General features: G+C 53.4%; 15 protein-coding genes. 4 read left to right on the top strand and 11 right to left on the bottom strand.

Annotated features, from left to right (window positions below; translation table 11 throughout):
* Window positions 1–23: 23 nt before the first annotated feature.
* Entirely contained in the window at window positions 24–2,162 is a 2,139-nt protein-coding gene (locus G461_RS0115100) for an FAD-dependent oxidoreductase (RefSeq protein WP_026972464.1), read from the top strand.
* A gap of 74 nt (window positions 2,163–2,236) precedes the next feature.
* Here G461_RS0115100 and G461_RS24405 read toward each other — a convergent pair whose 3' ends face one another.
* From G461_RS24405 to bioB, 7 genes are all read right to left on the bottom strand, one after another.
* A complete protein-coding gene (locus G461_RS24405; protein WP_051333597.1) occupies window positions 2,237–4,717 on the bottom strand; it encodes a putative bifunctional diguanylate cyclase/phosphodiesterase in 2,481 nt (826 codons plus the stop codon).
* A complete protein-coding gene (locus G461_RS0115110) occupies window positions 4,710–5,681 on the bottom strand; it encodes an ABC transporter substrate-binding protein (protein ID WP_084429286.1) in 972 nt (323 codons plus the stop codon). Before G461_RS0115110 ends, G461_RS24405 begins: the two co-directional genes overlap by 8 nt.
* 143 nt (window positions 5,682–5,824) lie before the next feature.
* Window positions 5,825–6,697 (bottom strand): protease HtpX, encoded by an 873-nt coding sequence (htpX, locus tag G461_RS0115115; RefSeq protein ID WP_026972466.1) that lies wholly within the window; start codon window positions 6,695–6,697, stop codon window positions 5,825–5,827.
* Between the two features lie 124 nt (window positions 6,698–6,821).
* Window positions 6,822–7,505 carry a dethiobiotin synthase gene (gene bioD, locus G461_RS0115120; RefSeq protein ID WP_026972467.1) on the bottom strand — a complete coding sequence of 228 codons (684 nt, stop codon included), beginning with the start codon at window positions 7,503–7,505 and terminating at the stop codon, window positions 6,822–6,824.
* Entirely contained in the window at window positions 7,498–8,265 is a 768-nt protein-coding gene (gene bioC / locus G461_RS0115125) for a malonyl-ACP O-methyltransferase BioC (protein WP_026972468.1), read from the bottom strand. Before bioC ends, bioD begins: the two co-directional genes overlap by 8 nt.
* The gene (gene bioF / locus G461_RS0115130; RefSeq protein ID WP_026972469.1) at window positions 8,255–9,433 is read right to left on the bottom strand and encodes an 8-amino-7-oxononanoate synthase; all 1,179 of its coding nucleotides are present in this window, start codon (window positions 9,431–9,433) and stop codon (window positions 8,255–8,257) included. Before bioF ends, bioC begins: the two co-directional genes overlap by 11 nt.
* Window positions 9,433–10,485: a biotin synthase BioB gene (gene bioB / locus G461_RS0115135; protein ID WP_026972470.1), complete on the bottom strand. Its 1,053-nt coding sequence runs from the start codon at window positions 10,483–10,485 to the stop codon at window positions 9,433–9,435. The genes bioF and bioB overlap by 1 nt, the downstream gene beginning before the upstream one ends.
* A gap of 101 nt (window positions 10,486–10,586) precedes the next feature.
* Between bioB and bioA the strand changes: the two genes are divergently transcribed.
* Entirely contained in the window at window positions 10,587–11,870 is a 1,284-nt protein-coding gene (gene bioA, locus G461_RS0115140) for an adenosylmethionine--8-amino-7-oxononanoate transaminase (RefSeq protein ID WP_035480432.1), read from the top strand.
* On the opposite strand, the gene G461_RS25960 is transcribed toward bioA, so the two are convergent.
* Together G461_RS25960 and G461_RS0115150 are read right to left on the bottom strand one after the other, a co-directional pair.
* The gene (locus G461_RS25960; protein ID WP_169727266.1) at window positions 11,789–12,271 is read right to left on the bottom strand and encodes an AAA family ATPase; all 483 of its coding nucleotides are present in this window, start codon (window positions 12,269–12,271) and stop codon (window positions 11,789–11,791) included. The genes bioA and G461_RS25960 overlap by 82 nt on opposite strands.
* 20 nt (window positions 12,272–12,291) lie before the next feature.
* Entirely contained in the window at window positions 12,292–12,660 is a 369-nt protein-coding gene (locus G461_RS0115150) for a hypothetical protein (RefSeq protein WP_026959111.1), read from the bottom strand.
* A gap of 150 nt (window positions 12,661–12,810) precedes the next feature.
* Here G461_RS0115150 and asnS point away from each other — a divergent pair, with 150 nt between their 5' ends.
* On the top strand, window positions 12,811–14,211 hold the full coding sequence (gene asnS / locus G461_RS0115155) for an asparagine--tRNA ligase (protein WP_026972473.1): 1,401 nt from the start codon (window positions 12,811–12,813) through the stop codon (window positions 14,209–14,211).
* A gap of 92 nt (window positions 14,212–14,303) precedes the next feature.
* Complete coding sequence (locus G461_RS0115160; protein WP_026972474.1) at window positions 14,304–14,984, top strand: DUF3334 family protein; 681 nt, start codon at window positions 14,304–14,306, stop codon at window positions 14,982–14,984.
* On the opposite strand, the gene G461_RS0115165 is transcribed toward G461_RS0115160, so the two are convergent.
* Window positions 14,961–15,590 (bottom strand): DsbA family protein, encoded by a 630-nt coding sequence (locus tag G461_RS0115165; RefSeq protein ID WP_026972475.1) that lies wholly within the window; start codon window positions 15,588–15,590, stop codon window positions 14,961–14,963. The genes G461_RS0115160 and G461_RS0115165 overlap by 24 nt on opposite strands.
* A gap of 2 nt (window positions 15,591–15,592) precedes the next feature.
* Window positions 15,593–16,132, bottom strand: coding sequence for an NAD(P)H nitroreductase (locus tag G461_RS0115170; RefSeq protein ID WP_026972476.1), 540 nt, complete (start codon window positions 16,130–16,132; stop codon window positions 15,593–15,595).
* Window positions 16,133–16,142 lie beyond the last annotated feature (10 nt).

Raw genomic sequence — 16,142 nt, forward strand, 5'->3', positions numbered from 1 at the left:
TTGTTAAGAGGATTGCTAAGACCATGAAAATCAACAAAAGTTTTGTGATTATCGTCGTTGCATTGGGTTTTGTCGCGCTCTGGATTGGCGGCCTGGCTGAATGGTTAAGTTTCGAAAACATCAAAAATAGCCAAGTTAAGCTACAAAGTGCCGTAGAAAACAATTTTTGGGTCAGCGCGCTGAGCTTTTTCAGTGTCTATGTAATAGCCACCGCCTTCTCATTTCCCGGCGCCGCGCTACTCACCTTGTTAGCCGGCGCGCTGTTTGGCGTGGTCAACGGGGTTATTCTGGTGAGCTTCGCCAGCACCATTGGCGCAAGCCTGGCGTTTCTTGTTGCCCGCTACTTGCTACGCGACGCCATTCAGCAGCGTTACGGCGACAAGCTTGCCAGCGTCAATCGCGGTGTTGAGAAAGACGGCGCTTGGTACTTACTCAGCTTGCGTCTGATCCCGGTCTTTCCCTTCTTTTTGGTTAATTTGGTCATGGCGCTCACCCGCTTGCCGCTAAAAACCTACTATTGGGTGAGCCAACTGGGTATGTTCCCGGCCACACTGGTCTATGTAAATGCCGGCACTGAGCTGTCGAAACTGGAGAGCCCGGCGGGGATCTTATCACCCTCCTTGTTATTGGCCTTTGCCCTACTTGGACTGTTGCCGTTTATTACCAAAGGGATCCTCGCAAGAATAACCGCTCGCCGCGTGTATAGCCGCTTCGACAAGCCCAAACAGTTCGACAATAACCTGCTGGTTATTGGTGCGGGCTCGGGCGGATTGGTCAGCGCCTATATCGCAGCCGCAGTGAAAGCCAAGGTCACCTTGGTTGAAAAACACCGTATGGGCGGCGACTGCCTCAATACCGGCTGCGTGCCCTCAAAGGCATTGATCCGCAGTGCCAAATACGCCTATGAGCATTCACGAGCACAGTCCTTAGGTTTTAGCTCCAGCGATACCGAGGTGGACTTTGCAGCCGTGATGCAGCGGGTACACCGGGTGATTACCGACATCGAGCCCCATGACTCGGTCGAGCGCTACAGCGAACTGGGAGTGAACTGCGTGCAAGGCGAAGCGCGTTTGCTGTCTCCGTGGGAAGCGGAGGTTAACGGCGAACGCGTGACCGCCAAAAACATCGTGATTGCCACTGGCGCCCGTCCACTGGTGCCAAAGATCCCCGGCCTCGAGCAAGTCTCCTACCTGACTTCTGACACACTTTGGCAGCTAACCGAACAACCTGCCCGCTTATTGGTTCTTGGCGGCGGTCCAATTGGCTGCGAGCTGGCGCAAGCCTTCGCGCGCTTGGGCTCCAAGGTCAGTCAGGTGGAGATGGCCGAACACCTGCTGAATCGCGAAGACTCACAGGTAAGCGCGGAGATAGAGCAGCAATTCCGCGATGAGCAGATCGACCTTTACTTGGGTTGGAAGGCTAAGGCCTTTGAGAAACGCGGTGATAGCCAGCTAGCGATACTTGAGCGCAATGGCGAAACGGTGGAGCTGGAGTTTGACCAAGTGCTGTTGGCATTGGGTCGCGTTGCCAACACCTCCGGCTTTGGCCTTGAGGAACTCGGTGTAGAGCTCAACCCAAATGGCACGATTAAGGTAAACAATCACCTGCAGGCCACCTACCCCAACCTGTTTGCGGTCGGCGACGTTGCAGGCCCTTATCAGTTCACCCACTTCGCCGCGCATCAGGCGTGGTATGCCGCGGTTAACGCACTGTTTGGCGCGATTAAGAAGTTCAAAGCGGACTACTCGGTGATTCCGGCCGCCACCTATACCTACCCAGAAGTGGCGCGGGTTGGCCTCAACGAGAGCGAAGCTACGGCCCAAGGCATCAACTATGAGGTTACTGAGTTTGAGCTGGCCGAACTAGACCGGGCGATTGCTGATGACGCCACCAAAGGCTTTGTAAAAGTACTCACCGTACCCGGTAAAGATCGCATCTTAGGGGCCACCATTGTTGCCAGTAACGCCAGTGACCTGTTGGCTGAATTCACGCTGGCGATGCGCCACAAGCTTGGTTTAAACAAGATCCTTGGCACCATCCACGCCTACCCAACCATGATGGAAGCTAACAAGTATGTTGCAGGTAACTGGAAGCGCGCTAACGCACCGGAAAAGCTATTGGAATGGGTAGCGAAGTTCCATCGCTATCAGCGTGGCAGCTAAAAATCGCCACACTGATAGGCAAAAAGCGCTTAGGGAAACCAAGCGCTTTTTTATGGGTTTCGATATGGGCGAACTTAGGCTAGCTCTTGAGCCTCGGAAAACAGGCGCTGCTCAAAGATCTCCGGCTCCAAGGCCTCACTAAACAAGAAGCCCTGATAGACCCGGCAGCCGCGATACTTCAGGAACTCCAGTTGATACTCGGTCTCGACCCCTTCGGCAATCACTTCCAGCTCAAGGTTATCGGCCATTGAGATAATGGTGGTGATAATGGCGCACTCGCTGCCACCGCTTTGCAGCTCCATCACAAAGGAGCGGTCAATCTTGAGGCAGTGAATCGGCAGTTTGTTGAGATAGGCCAACGAGGAGTAACCGGTTCCGAAGTCATCCACTGAGAACCGTACCCCGATATCGCGTAGCTGCTTGAGTTTCTCGACCGTGGCATCAACGTTATCGACCAACACCCCTTCGGTGATCTCCAGCTCAATCAACTGTGGATCGATCCCGGTTTCATTGAAGATATCGATGGTGTCTTTAACAAAACTGTCGCGGTGGAACTGCTTAGGACTGACGTTAATCGATAAGGTGGTGAACGAGGCCGGTAAACCGCGGTCTTGCCAGATCCGCAACTGCTTACAGGCTTCGCGCATCACCCACTCACCAATGGCTACGATGCTGCCACTCTCTTCGGCCAGAGGAATAAAGCGGCCGGGCGAGATCCAGCCAGAGTTCGGCTCAAACCAGCGAATAAGGGTTTCAGCACCCACCATCTCCAGCTTGTCGTTGTAACGCGGCTGGTAGTAGGCGACCATTTCGTCGTTACTCAGGGCATTGCGCATCTTGGTTTGCAGCTGATGACGCTCTTTGAGCTGGTCGAGCATGCTCTCATCGAACACACAGATCTTGGCGCGCCCCAGCTCTTTACCGCGGTAGAGCGCAATCTCGGCCTGGCGCAGTACCTCCGGTGAATTGCTGTCTTTAAACGGATACAAGGCAATCCCAGATGTGAGGTTAAGCTGGATGGGGTTACCCTTGATAACAAACTCTTTGTGAATATGCTTGGTAACCGACTTACAGATATCAAAGGCGATCTGTTGGGCTTGCTCAGGATCTTGCGCCAGCTCTGGTAACAGTAGTGCAAACTCATCGCCGCCCAAGCGGGCCACGGTATCGGCCGGCCCGCGGTGCTCGCGCAGACGGTGAGCTATCAGGCGCAACAACAAATCCCCCACCGCATGGCCAAGGGTGTCATTCACCTGCTTGAAGTGGTCGATATCGATATAGATAAGCGTACTGTAGTAGCCACGCTGCTGACCACGCTGAATATCTGCCTGCAGATTTTCAATTAGCTTCTTGCGGTTGGCCAAACGCGTCACGTCATCGTGGGACGAGCGGAAGCGCAGCAGCTCTTTGGCGGAGCGCGTTTCCGATATGTTGGTTTGGGTACAGATCAGTCGTGCGGGCAGGCCCTGCTCGCTATGCTCGACCACCATACCGCGGGTTAGTACCCAAAGGTAGTGGCCCTTTTTGTGGCGGATGCGATGCACACACTCGAAGATCTCGGTCTCTTTTTGCAAATGACGACGCAGACTCGATTGCGCCTTGTCGGCATCAGCAGGATGGATGCGCCCTTCCCACTCTTCAATATGCTGGTTGATCTCATCCTCGCCGTAGCCGAGCATGGCCTTCCACTGCGGGGCGTAATAAACCTCATTATCGAGAAGGCTCCAATCCCACACCCCCGCACCCGCGCCACTTAGCGCGAACTGCCAACGCTGCTCGCTGGCTTCCATCTCGTTAAAGCTATCGCGCAGTTTTCCAGCGATCAGCTTAAGTGACTCTTGTAGGGCGGCAACTTCCCCCATGCCTTTGCTGGGGATGCCCTCTGGCTCAAGGGTATCGAGCTGCTCGGTAAGCTGAGAGATCCGCTTAAGTGGCGATAGCAGAATCTTTTTCAGGATGAGGATAAGTGCCAGCAAGCCGATTGAGGTCAGCCCAAACTGCTTGGCAAACTCCTTAAGCGTTGTCTGATAATAGGCCGCCCATTGACTGGAATAATCGAGGCGCAGCACTAACAGGCCTTTTTCAGAGCGGCGTAGGCTGTCATCACGGGGGCCAAAATCTAGCGGCAAGTACAGATCGGTGACAAACGGCGCAACGTTAAAGAAGTGGCGCTCGGTGTCACTGCGGTGGCTGTTGGTGAGTAGCTCATGGCTAAACGGCGTGATTGCGTCAGCGGCAAAGATGTTCTTATCCAAGGCATGGCTGGACGCCAGCACTATGCCCATTGGGTCAACGACCAACAGTTGCTCTAGGTTGGCGGATAAGGCATTGAGTGCCACGGTACGCTGAACATACTGCCATTGGTGACGCGACAGATAATCCGACAGCGACTGCTGCAGCTGATAGCCGGATTCGAGCAGGTGCAGTTGGTTTTGGTGGGCAAGCTCTTGTTTGGCGCGCTCTACCTGATCAAACAACAACACTGACTGCACGATAGCAAAGATACCCAGCACAATAAGCGGGATGGTAATCCCCAAGGAAACACGATTACGCATCAGGTGCCTCCTCCAGCCAGCGGGTCTCAATGGCCTTGCTGAAATCTGGCAGCGTTGAGATCAGCCCTAGTTTGACCATGCGCTCGCCTAGCTCCAAGGTGTGGGTGGTTAATTGTTGCTTCATCACCCGGCGGCTCTCTCGCTTATTAAGCAGGCTGATCTGTTCAAAGGCATCGCTAACCTCACTACTATAGAGTTGGTTGCGCTTAGCGATCAGCTTAAAGCCTTCGCGTGGGTGGGTTTGCAGCCAGTTACTGGCTCGGAAGTAGCTATCGACTAAGTCACCGACTTGAGCCTTGGCATCTTCAGACAGCTCATTGCTGACCACCAACACCCGGTAGTAGGACTGCTCTAGCTGTTCACCTTGGTAGATAACGTTGGCAGACAGGTTTTCTTGCAAACGTCTAAGTAGCGGACCGGTGGCAATAACTGCCTCGATTTCGCCTTGACGGAATAGCTCTAACTGCTCATCTTGCTTAGCTTCCACCAAGATAAAGTCTTCGACTTGATGGCCGCTGCTGGTGAGCCAGTCGTCCAGCACCAACGACGCCATGCTCTGGCTCTCATAGCCGACCCGCTTACCGAGCAGGCTCTGACTGTCGATAAGCCCCTGCTGCGCAATCAACGCATCACCGCCAAGGCTTTGGTCCACCACGGCGATAATGCACAACTGCATGCCAGCGCTGACCAAGCTAACCGCTTCAGGCAAGCTGACAAATGCTGCATCTACCTGATTGCTCTTGAGCGCATGCAAAACATGGGTCGAGGTGGTTAACTCAGAAAGCTGGAAGCGCGCCTGGTCTTGATAGCCCAAGCGTTGTGCCAAATAGATAGGTTCAAAACCGAGCCAAGGAGAAACGGCGACTCGGAGAGTTGGCTTGTAATCAATGCAGCCAACGCTAATGGTTGTTGCAATAAAAAGGATTAACAGACGTATCCTTTGTCTAATAATCGAAATCCACATTCCTTGCTGGGCTATCCTAGCCTGTAATTCAATATGTTAAATGTCCACCTTAATCAGTCATTCTGCAGCCTTTGGGGAAAATTACAATCGTTTGCTGATATTAATTTAAGACTTCATTAAAAAAGCGCCCTAAGGCGCTATTTTTAACTGTTTCTCAGTGCGTTAATGCGCTTCTCAAGCGGTGGGTGGCTCAGGAAAAGTTCGCTAAAGGATTTCTTACCATTGATACCAAAGGCCATCATCGAGCCTTCCATCTCCGGTTCACGACTCCCGCCCAATCGTTGTAAGGCTCTGATCATCTTATCTCTTCCTACCAACTTGGCAGAACCTGCATCGGCGCGGAACTCGCGCTGACGGGAAAACCACATCACGATGATGCTGGCAAGAATTCCGAACACCATTTCCAGTACTAATACGGTGCCGGTGTAGGCGAGAAAGCCCATACCACTGTTGCTGTCACGGCTATTCGCCAAGGCATTACTGATCACCTGAGCCACTGCGCGAGCCAGAAAGATGACGAAGGTATTCACGACACCTTGAATCAAGGTTAGTGTCACCATGTCACCATTGGCGATATGGCTGACCTCGTGGGCCAGTACCGCTTCCACTTCGTCTTGCGCCATGCTGTTCAGCAAACCGCTACTTACCGCTACCAAGGCATCATTTTTGTTAGCACCAGTGGCAAAAGCGTTCATCTCCGGAGCGTGATAGATGGCAACTTCCGGCATACCAATGCCAGAAGCTTTAGCTTGCCGAGCTACTGTATCCACCAGCCAGCGTTCGGTGGCATTAGCAGGATTGGTAATCACCCTCGCCCCGGTTGAGCGCTTGGCCATGGACTTAGATAGCAACAGCGAGATAAACGAGCCACCAAAGCCAAACAGTGCGGCGAAGATGAACAGCCCGCCCATGCCACGCGGATCGATCCCTAAGAATGCACAAACTATATTGACGACAACACTCAGTACCAACAATACCGCCAAGTTGGTCGTCAAAAACAAAAATATCCTCTTCATTACATCCTCAATTGATCAAATAAAGGTTCGCTAACGATATGGGGATATCAAACGGAGGGTTCAAGGATTGCGCTGTAAATTTGTGTAAAGAGCCTGCGCGCAACCCAGTGGCAACGGCTGTTTGCTAGTCTAGTGCACTAACATCAAGGTACGTTGCCAACTGCACAGGCGCACTACCGGGAGAGTATGGCAATACCCCTAACAAAGGCGCATCGATGGCCTCTTTTAGATAGCTCACATTGTCGTGGCTGACTTCAGTGGGTTCACTGAGGTGGTTGGCGACCCAGCCCACCAGTGGCAGCCTCGATGCGCGAATGGCCTGTACAGTTAGCAAGGCGTGATTCAGGCAACCCAAGCGCACCCCGACAACCAGTATCACCGGCAGTTGGTGCGCCACCACCCAGTCTGAGAAACAGCGCTGTGGGTTAAACGGCACATGCCAACCTCCGGCCCCTTCCACCAGCAGCCAGTCTGAGCACTCGCTTATCTGTACAAGAGCATTGTCGATGTTGCTTTCATCGATGGGTCGCTGGCAAAGCATGGCGGCAATGTGTGGCGCAATAGCTTGGGGATACACCTCGGGATTAACCAAGGGATAATCTAGCGTTGAACTTGACGCTTTCTGTAATGCGACGCCATCTTCGTTCTGCCATTGCCCATCTATCAGCTCGGCGCCCGCGGCCAAGGGCTTAAAGCCATTGACAGCACAGCCGGTGTGGCGCGCTTGCAATGCACGGAGCAAGGCTTGTGTGGTGAAGGTTTTACCGACCTCGGTATCGGTACCGGTAACAAAGAATCGTTTAGTCACGACGTAGTACTCCATAAGCGACGACATAGCGGGCTTCGAGCATCCCTTGCTCATTGCAGGCAATCCGCTCGTAGCTGCGATTTAACGCTTTTAGCTGTGATGCAGTGGTGAGTCCGTTGCGACCACCGGGCACATAGTTTGCGCCAATCCCTTTTAGCTCCTGCAACAACGGAAACACCGAGGGATATTGTAAGCAGCGGGTCTCGACCTCAAAGGATATCGAGCCCCAAGGTTGGCTATGAATGGCATCCAAATACTGGGATTGACAGATAAAGCGGTTCACATGGGGGTACTGATCAATCTCAGCCCAAGCACGGTGCAGCTCCCCCAAGGTGCCAGAGAGTAAAGTGGAAAATGCCAGATAGCCGCCGGGTTTAAGGCAGCGGTGTATCTCGGCAAGCGCGGTCGGCAAGCTGTTACACCATTGCAGCGCCAAATTCGAAAACACCAGATCAAGTGAGCCATCGGCAATCGCCAGATGCTCCGCATCACTGCTCAGGCACGCTTGCCCAGAGCGAAGGCTAGCTGTGTGCGCCATGGCTGGAGAGAGATCGATCCCCAACAACTGCTTGCAGCGCAGCTTAAGTGCAGGCATAAAAAAGCCTGTGCCGCAGCCCAGATCAGCAGTTGTGTCAAAACCTTGCTGTGGCAAACGCTCAATGAGTGATCCGCCAATATCTCGCTGCAATTGGGCGAAGTTGTCGTAGGTGTGTGCCGCCCGGCCGAAATGGCTGGCAACATGTTGCTTGTTATAGTTCATCGGTGTAACCGGCTAGTTCCTTGTCCATCTCTTTGACCAACGCTTCAACCAGCGAGTTAATGTCTTCAGCGCTATGGTGCGCGGTCAGGGTCACCCGCAAGCGTGAGGTATTAGGCGGCACCGTCGGCGGACGGATGGCGTTTACCCATAAGCCCTGCTCTTTCAGACGCAGGCTGATCTGTTGCGCCTTTGCCGCACTACCAATCAGTATCGGCTGAATGGCGGTATTGGAAGCGTGCAGCGGCACACTTTGATGCTCTGCTAGTTTACGAAACAACGCTATGTTCTGGCTTAGTCGCTCACGATGTTGCGGCTGTGTGGCCATCACATTTAACGAGGCAGAAACCGCACTCGCTTGCGCCGCTGGCATGGCGGTCGAGTACACATAGCTGCGGGCGAAGTTCAGCAAGTACTCGCGCAACTGCTCGCTACATAACACCGCCGCCCCTTGCACACCAAAGGCCTTGCCGAAGGTGATCACCATGATCTGCACATCTTCCGCGCCAAGACCCGCGCAGGACACCGAGCTCTTTTCTCCCAGCACGCCCGCGCCATGGGCATCGTCGATCATCAGCCATGCCTTGTGCTGCTTGCTAACCTGAGCGATATCGCCAAGTGGCGCGCTATCACCGTCCATACTGAACACCCCTTCGCTGATCACCAGCTTGTCGCCATTTGCGCGGCTCAGCAGTTGATCAAGGTGCGCTACATCGTTATGGCGAAAACGCTTCATCGGCGCACTGCTATACATGCCCGCTTCGATTAACGAGGCATGATTAAGCTTGTCGTGAAACGTGGTCAGAGAGGGATTATCAAAGGCCTTGATAACCGCTTGGTTGGCACAGAATCCTGAGGAGAACAGCAGCGCGGCCGGATAGCCAAACCATTCGGCGAGCTGTTGCTCCAGCGCTAGGTGCGGGCTTTGAAAGCCGGTCACCAAGGGCGAGCCTGCACTGCCTACCCCATACTCGTTGGCGCCTTTACACCAAGCAGCAACCACCTCAGGGTGTTGTGACAAGCCTAGGTAGTCATTGCTGGAGAAGTTCAGATAGTCCCGCCCTTGATGTTGCAAGCAGCGGCCCTGGCGCGAGCTCTGGCAACGCCGCGCGCGCAGCAGATCGCTGTCGCGACGTTCACTCAGGGCTTGGGTGACAAACTCAAAAGCCATCAGGACGCGTCGTAGAACATCGGATCGCTTGCTTCAACCTTGTTACGCACCAACGATTGATAGATCTCCGATTCGCGCTCTTGGTTGCCGCTCTCCGTACTGACATCCTCGGGGTTGATACCCAGTTTGGCGAACAACTGTAGATCTTTGTTTTCTGCCGGATTCGGCGTGGTCAGTAACTTACAGCCATAGAAGATGGAATTGGCGCCGGCCATAAAACACAAGGCTTGCATCTGTTCGTTCATCTCCTCACGCCCCGCCGATAGGCGCACGTGGGACATTGGCATCATGATCCGCGCTACTGCAATACAACGGATAAACTCGAAGTGGTCCATGTCATCAACGTTTTCTAGCGCCGTGCCTTTGACCTTCACCAGCATATTAATCGGCACACTTTCCGGGTGCTTAGGCAGGTTGGCCAGCTCCACCAGCAAGCCGGAGCGGTCGCTGGCGGTCTCACCCATGCCCATAATGCCGCCGGAGCATACTTTCATGCCCGCGCCTCGAACATGCTCAAGGGTAGCGAGTCGATCATCGTAGCTGCGGGTGGTGATAATCTCGCCGTAGAACTCGCGCGAGGTATCCAGGTTGTGGTTGTAGTAATCGAGGCCGGCGTCCGCCAATTGCTCAGCCTGTTGCTTTTCCAGCATGCCGAGGGTCATACAGCTTTCCATACCCAAGGCCTTTACCCCTTCCACCATTTTCAGCAGATAAGGCATATCGCGTTCTTTGGGGTTTTTCCAGGCCGCGCCCATGCAAAAACGGGTGGAGCCATTGGCTTTGGCCTTTGCCGCCTCGTCGAGTACGTGTTGCACCTCTAATAGGCGCTCTGTTTCCAAGCCGGTCTTGTGGTGGGCGCTTTGCGGGCAGTATTTACAGTCCTCAGGGCAGGCGCCGGTTTTAATCGACAGCAAGGTAGAGACTTGCACCTGATTTGGGTCGAAATGGCGACGATGAACCGTTTGCGCGGCAAACAACAGATCGTTAAACGGCATGGCAAACAATTGATTTACTTCATCAACTGTCCAATTGTGACGAATTTCCTGAGTCATAATCCCTGGTACTTTTTTTAAGTAAAAGTTTTGGTTAGTCTACCTGTCACCGCGCAGCGGTAAAACTAGCACCTTGCATGTGGTTTACAACAGGTTATTTTATGAGCATTGATTTAGACTTTGATCGACAGCATATCTGGCACCCTTACACCTCCTCGGTTGACCCCCTTCCCTGCTATCCGGTGAAATCAGCCCAAGGTGTAGAAATCGAATTAGCCGATGGCCGAAAGCTTATCGACGGCATGTCGTCATGGTGGGCCTGTATCCATGGCTATCAAGTTGCGGAACTCGATAATGCAGCGAAGTCACAACTCGCTTGTATGTCCCATGTGATGTTCGGCGGCTTAACCCATCAGCCCGCCGTTGAGCTGTGCCGAAAGCTGGTGGACATTACTCCAGCAGGCCTTGAGCAGGTCTTTATCAGCGACTCTGGCTCAGTGTCAGTGGAAGTTGCCATGAAGATGGCCTTGCAATACTGGCATGCCAAGGGCACGCCTAAGGCCAAGTTTGCTACGGTGCGCAAGGGCTACCATGGCGACACCTTTGGTGCGATGTCGGTGTGCGACCCACAAGGAGGTATGCACCAGCTCTATCAAGGCTTTCTGCCTGAGCACCATTTTGTCAGTGCGCCGCAAACCCGCTTTGATCAGGCCTGGAATCCCGATGATCTGAGCGATATGGCAGAGTTGCTCGGCAGCCACCACCACGAGATCGCCGCTGTGATCATCGAGCCGATCGTGCAAGGCGCAGGAGGCATGCGCATCTATCACCCTGAGTATCTCAAAGAACTAGCGGCGCTGTGTAAGCAGTTCGATGTACTGCTAATCGCTGATGAGATTGCCACTGGCTTTGGCCGCACTGGTAAACTGTTCGCCTGCGAGCACGCCGGCATCAGCCCAGATATTCTCTGCCTTGGAAAAGGACTTACCGGCGGCTATATGAGCCTGGCTGCTACCTTGGCGAGTAAGCAGGTTGCCGATACCGTATGCTCCGGCGAAGCAGGCGTGTTTATGCACGGACCGACCTTTATGGGTAATCCCCTAGCCTGCGCGGTCGCTAACGCCAGCGTCGACTTGCTGCTCAGCTCAAACTGGCAACAGCGGGTTGCAGCTATCGAGGCTCAGCTACGCCAAGAGCTGGTTCTCTGCAGCGAGCTTGCCAACGTTGCCGATGTACGGATATTAGGTGCGATTGGTGTGGTGGAGCTGAATGCGCCGGTGGATATGGCAAGCATACAGGCGATGTTTGTGGACCAAGGCTTGTGGGTTCGCCCCTTCGGTAAACTGGTCTATGTGATGCCCCCTTATGTGATTGAGCCAGACCAGCTCTCGCGCCTTACCAAGGGGATATTTAAGGTACTAAGCCAACTATCGATGGGTTCGTAGTTACTGGCCATCTCAAAGATGGTGCGATCATTGATGCCATGGCGATTCCGCTCAGCACACAACTTCTGGTGGTGCATATCTTGCGGGTCGCCAACCTCCACCACCAGTATTTCGCAGCCCTGCTCCCTTGCAACTTCGATATAACTCTCCAACTCCCACTGCTGCATATTGGTGTTGTCACACACCACCAGTGGCCACTGCCGAGCGATAAGTTCAGCGAAACGTTGTTGGTTCTGTCGATGGTTGTCTTCAAGGCGCGTTGGGTCAAAACGGTAGATGCCCTCTTGGTAGAAGTAATCGTCGGTACTACACAGCCCAACATACTCGCTGTAATCGGGCACGGTGTGTTGATAGAACTTACGGGCGGCATAGGACTTACCGCTGCCGGGTAAGCCACGCATGATTAACACTTGCGAGGGCATCAGCGGAATAGGTTCACGTAGTAGGCAAACAAGCTGCTAACCGATATCAGCCCCAGCAGGCCAAGGTTAACTAAGTAATGGTCGCTGCGGCGACGACTGCGGCGGTAGTTTAGCAGGACACCGGCCAAGGTGATCCCACAGCATGACCACAACAGGTAGACGAATAATCGCTGGTAGTCTTCGCGCCAATAGTCGCGGTAAACCACACCGTCGGGGTTAACGAAGTTGCTGTAAGGGATTTCCGGGCGAGCGTAATGGTAGGCGATTAACGATCCGAGGAACAACACCCAAGCGATAACCGATACCCAAACAAAGGTGCGTTGCAGTACGTCTGGACCTCTTCTTCGTTCTATTCTCTTTTGTTTCATTAACCACCTGATAACAATTGCAGCGCTACTGGCGCGCTTGTGAGCAGTTATATCAAGCCTAGACAATATTTTACTTGAGTCTTGCTTTACACGCAGTAACATGGGTTCCCTTGTAATATTAGCACTCAAAATTCGGGGATAATGCTGCTTATGACGCATTCTTCAGTAACCGACGTTTTGTCAGGTAAATTCCAGGCAGGACAACAAGTTACCGTAAAAGGTTGGATCCGCACTCGCCGTGACTCCAAGGCCGGTATTTCTTTTCTCGCTGTTCACGATGGTTCGTGCTTCGACGCTATTCAGGCCGTTGCACCCTCAGAGCTGAATAATTACCAAGAAGAGATCGTTAAGCTGACTGCAGGTTGTTCTGTAGCAGTAACCGGTGAAATCGTAGAGTCTCCTGGACAAGGTCAGGCTTTTGAAATTAAAGCCACCAAGGTTGAGGTGATCGGATGGGTAGAGAATCCAGACAGCTACCCGATGTCAGCCAAGCGTCACTCGATTGAGTACCTTCGTGAGCACGCTCACCTGCGCCCTCGTACCAACGTAATTGGTGCGGTGACCCGTGTGCGTAACTGCCTGGCTCAAGCGATCCATCGCTTTTACCACGAGCGTGGCTATGTGTGGGTAAGCACCCCGATCATTACCGGTAGCGATACCGAAGGCGCTGGTGAGATGTTCCGTGTATCCACCCTTGATATGCAGAACCTGCCACTGACCGATAAAGGTGACGTGGACTACCAAGAAGACTTCTTCGGTAAAGAAACCTTCTTGACCGTATCCGGCCAGCTAAACGCCGAGACCTATGCCTGTGCGCTTACTAAGGTGTACACTTTCGGGCCGACCTTCCGCGCCGAAAACTCCAACACCAGCCGTCATTTGGCTGAATTCTGGATGATGGAGCCGGAAGTAGCTTTCGCCGATCTGGATGACGTTGCTGGTCTTGCCGAAGACATGCTCAAATACGTGTTCAAAGCGGTACTGGACGAGCGCGCCGATGATATGGCCTTCTTCGCCCAGCGCATCAACAAAGAAGCGATCAGCCGTCTGGAGAACTTCGTCGATTCAGACTTCGCACAGGTTGATTACACCGATGCTATCGACATTTTGAAAGCCTGCGGCAAGAAGTTCGAGTTCGACGTTGAATGGGGTATCGACCTAAGCTCTGAGCACGAGCGTTTCTTGGCAGAAGAACACTTTAAAGCGCCAGTGGTAGTGAAGAACTACCCGAAAGACATTAAAGCCTTCTACATGCGCATGAACGACGACGGCAAAACCGTTGCCGCAATGGACGTACTTGCGCCGGGCATTGGTGAGATCATCGGTGGTAGCCAACGTGAAGAGCGCTTGGATGTGCTGGACGCGCGTCTCGCCGAGATGAACCTAGACCCAGAAGATTACAGCTGGTATCGAGACCTACGTCGCTACGGCACCGTGCCGCACTCCGGCTTCGGTTTGGGCTTTGAACGCCTGGTTTCCTATGTGACCGGCATGGCGAACATCCGCGATGTGATCCCCTTCCCTCGCGCACCGAAAACCGCCGAATACTAATCTGCTCAAGCCCCCAAATCTGGGGGCTTTTTTTCGCTATTGCGCCCACTCTGGCGCATAATGGATGAACTGAACCTATTAAATGGATTTATATGAAAAAGGTTACCGTTGTCACCACCGAAGACATCCTGATTAAACTCTGCAACTCCGTCACTAAAGTTTTCAACGCCGCAACCACCCGGCCCGTCCAATACTCTGCGATGGTGCAGAAGATCCACAAGACCTGCCTACGCCCGGACATCGGCTGCTTTGTGTTGTTCGATGGCGGCTTCTCTGGTTTAGTGGTTATCAACTTTAGCGCCGCTTCGGCCATGGAGATCTACCGCGACTACATGCTGCATATGAGCATTCCCGAGAATGAGTTGGCCAGCCAACACACACAGGACGATGTGAGCAATGTCATGGGCGAGCTGATGAACCAGATCGTTGGCGACTTTACCAGTACCGTGGGCAAGGAGTTGCAAACGTCAATCACTCAGAACCAACCGAAGATGTTGACCATTAACAAACAGGTGCAGCTGTCGGTGGATACCAATCTTGACCGTCCACAAGCTCGCCGAGTGACCTTCACCACCTCAAACAACAATATCTTCTACCTTGAGCTAGCCATGGATAAAACCGAGTTCATCCAGCTACATGACTTCGAGACGCCTGAAGATATCGACCCGGATGAGTTGATCAATCAGGCTCGCGAAACCACCAGCCACAAGCCGGTGGCCAAAGAGCAGAAAGAGTTGCCTGATCAAGACTTATTCGATGAACTTGGGATCTAGTTTTGAGGTGATGACAGAGAGCATCACCGCTTCATTGTGATAATCGAGGGGCAGCGCTAGGCGCTGCCCCTCACTTTCTAAGACCAACGAGGGAAAGCCATTAATAGGCATACTGCGCGCTTGCGCAATCTCGGTCTGTAGCTGGTATTCCAACTCGGCACTGTCCATCGCCTCCACAAACACCTTTTCACTGATCCCTATTTGGCTAGCACAGCTCTTAAGCACTTGTAAGTCTGAGGGATTACGCGCATCCAGATAGTAGGCCTTTTGGATTGCCTCAATCATTTCGGTCTCAAGGTCGTGCTGGCGCGCAGCGATGACTGCACGGCAGGCCGGATAGGTAGAGCGCCGAGGAATGTTGTTGCGCCAGAAATCATGATTGAATGGTCGGTCTAATTCTGTCTCAATGCGCCGCCAGGTTTGTTGCAGGTAATGGCGCATCTCCTCCGGCATCGGCTCGTAGGAATCAGGCGCTAAACCGCCCACTAATCGCTTCACGCTAACACTGCTGGGAAGCTGCTGCAGCAAACGGTTCCAAGTTGGTTGAAACCCCCAGCACCAACTGCACATGGGGTCGTGCACGTAGTAAAGGGTTGGCATGGACATGGTTACAACCAGCTAACGAATTGGTCAGTGCTCAAGGTTCTGCTAGGCACTTTCGATATCTGAGAAGAGCCGAGATACAAAAAGCCGACAATATGCTCGTGCTCGGCCAAGCCCAGCTTCTGTTTAACAATAGGATCGTAGGCCATGGGGCCGGTGCGCCAGATACCGTTGTAGCCCTGTGCGAACGCGGCCATCTGCATCGCATGCACCATACAGCCCGCCGAGAGTACTTGCTCGATTTCTGGCACTTTGTCGTGGGGCTTGGGCGAGGCAATCACCACCGTAATTAGTGGCGCCCGAAATGGCATTTGCCGAGCTTTCTCAATATCGCCCTGGTTTTGCTCTGCTGCAGCGGCAAAGATATCAGACAACTTGCTTAGCCCTTCGCCACTGACATGCAAAATACGCCATGGATGCAGCCCGCCATGGTCTGGGGCTCGCAAACCAGCTTGCCAGATGGTTTCAAGTTCAGCGCCTTCCGGTGCCGGGGCAGATAAGCGAGCGCAGGAGTGTCTCTCTAACAGCAGGTTGAGGGCCTTCATCATCGTCCTT

It is taken from the genome of Aliagarivorans marinus DSM 23064, from assembly GCF_000429485.1.
In the GTDB taxonomy this organism is placed as follows: domain Bacteria; phylum Pseudomonadota; class Gammaproteobacteria; order Enterobacterales; family Celerinatantimonadaceae; genus Aliagarivorans; species Aliagarivorans marinus.

Excerpts from the sequence above, each read along its gene's own strand:
- G461_RS0115100 (WP_026972464.1), top strand. The coding sequence starts at position 24 with ATGAAAATCAACAAAAGTTTTGTGATTATCGTCGTTGCATTGGGTTTT.
- G461_RS0115110 (WP_084429286.1), bottom strand. The coding sequence starts at position 5,681 with ATGTGGATTTCGATTATTAGACAAAGGATACGTCTGTTAATCCTTTTT.
- bioC (WP_026972468.1), bottom strand. The coding sequence starts at position 8,265 with ATGAACTATAACAAGCAACATGTTGCCAGCCATTTCGGCCGGGCGGCA.
- asnS (WP_026972473.1), top strand. The coding sequence starts at position 12,811 with ATGACGCATTCTTCAGTAACCGACGTTTTGTCAGGTAAATTCCAGGCA.
- G461_RS25960 (WP_169727266.1), bottom strand. The coding sequence starts at position 12,271 with ATGCGTGGCTTACCCGGCAGCGGTAAGTCCTATGCCGCCCGTAAGTTC.
- G461_RS0115170 (WP_026972476.1), bottom strand. The coding sequence starts at position 16,132 with ATGAAGGCCCTCAACCTGCTGTTAGAGAGACACTCCTGCGCTCGCTTA.
- htpX (WP_026972466.1), bottom strand. The coding sequence starts at position 6,697 with ATGAAGAGGATATTTTTGTTTTTGACGACCAACTTGGCGGTATTGTTG.
- G461_RS24405 (WP_051333597.1), bottom strand. The coding sequence starts at position 4,717 with ATGCGTAATCGTGTTTCCTTGGGGATTACCATCCCGCTTATTGTGCTG.
- G461_RS0115165 (WP_026972475.1), bottom strand. The coding sequence starts at position 15,590 with ATGTCCATGCCAACCCTTTACTACGTGCACGACCCCATGTGCAGTTGG.
- bioA (WP_035480432.1), top strand. The coding sequence starts at position 10,587 with ATGAGCATTGATTTAGACTTTGATCGACAGCATATCTGGCACCCTTAC.
- bioB (WP_026972470.1), bottom strand. The coding sequence starts at position 10,485 with ATGACTCAGGAAATTCGTCACAATTGGACAGTTGATGAAGTAAATCAA.
- G461_RS0115150 (WP_026959111.1), bottom strand. The coding sequence starts at position 12,660 with ATGAAACAAAAGAGAATAGAACGAAGAAGAGGTCCAGACGTACTGCAA.
- bioF (WP_026972469.1), bottom strand. The coding sequence starts at position 9,433 with ATGGCTTTTGAGTTTGTCACCCAAGCCCTGAGTGAACGTCGCGACAGC.
- G461_RS0115160 (WP_026972474.1), top strand. The coding sequence starts at position 14,304 with ATGAAAAAGGTTACCGTTGTCACCACCGAAGACATCCTGATTAAACTC.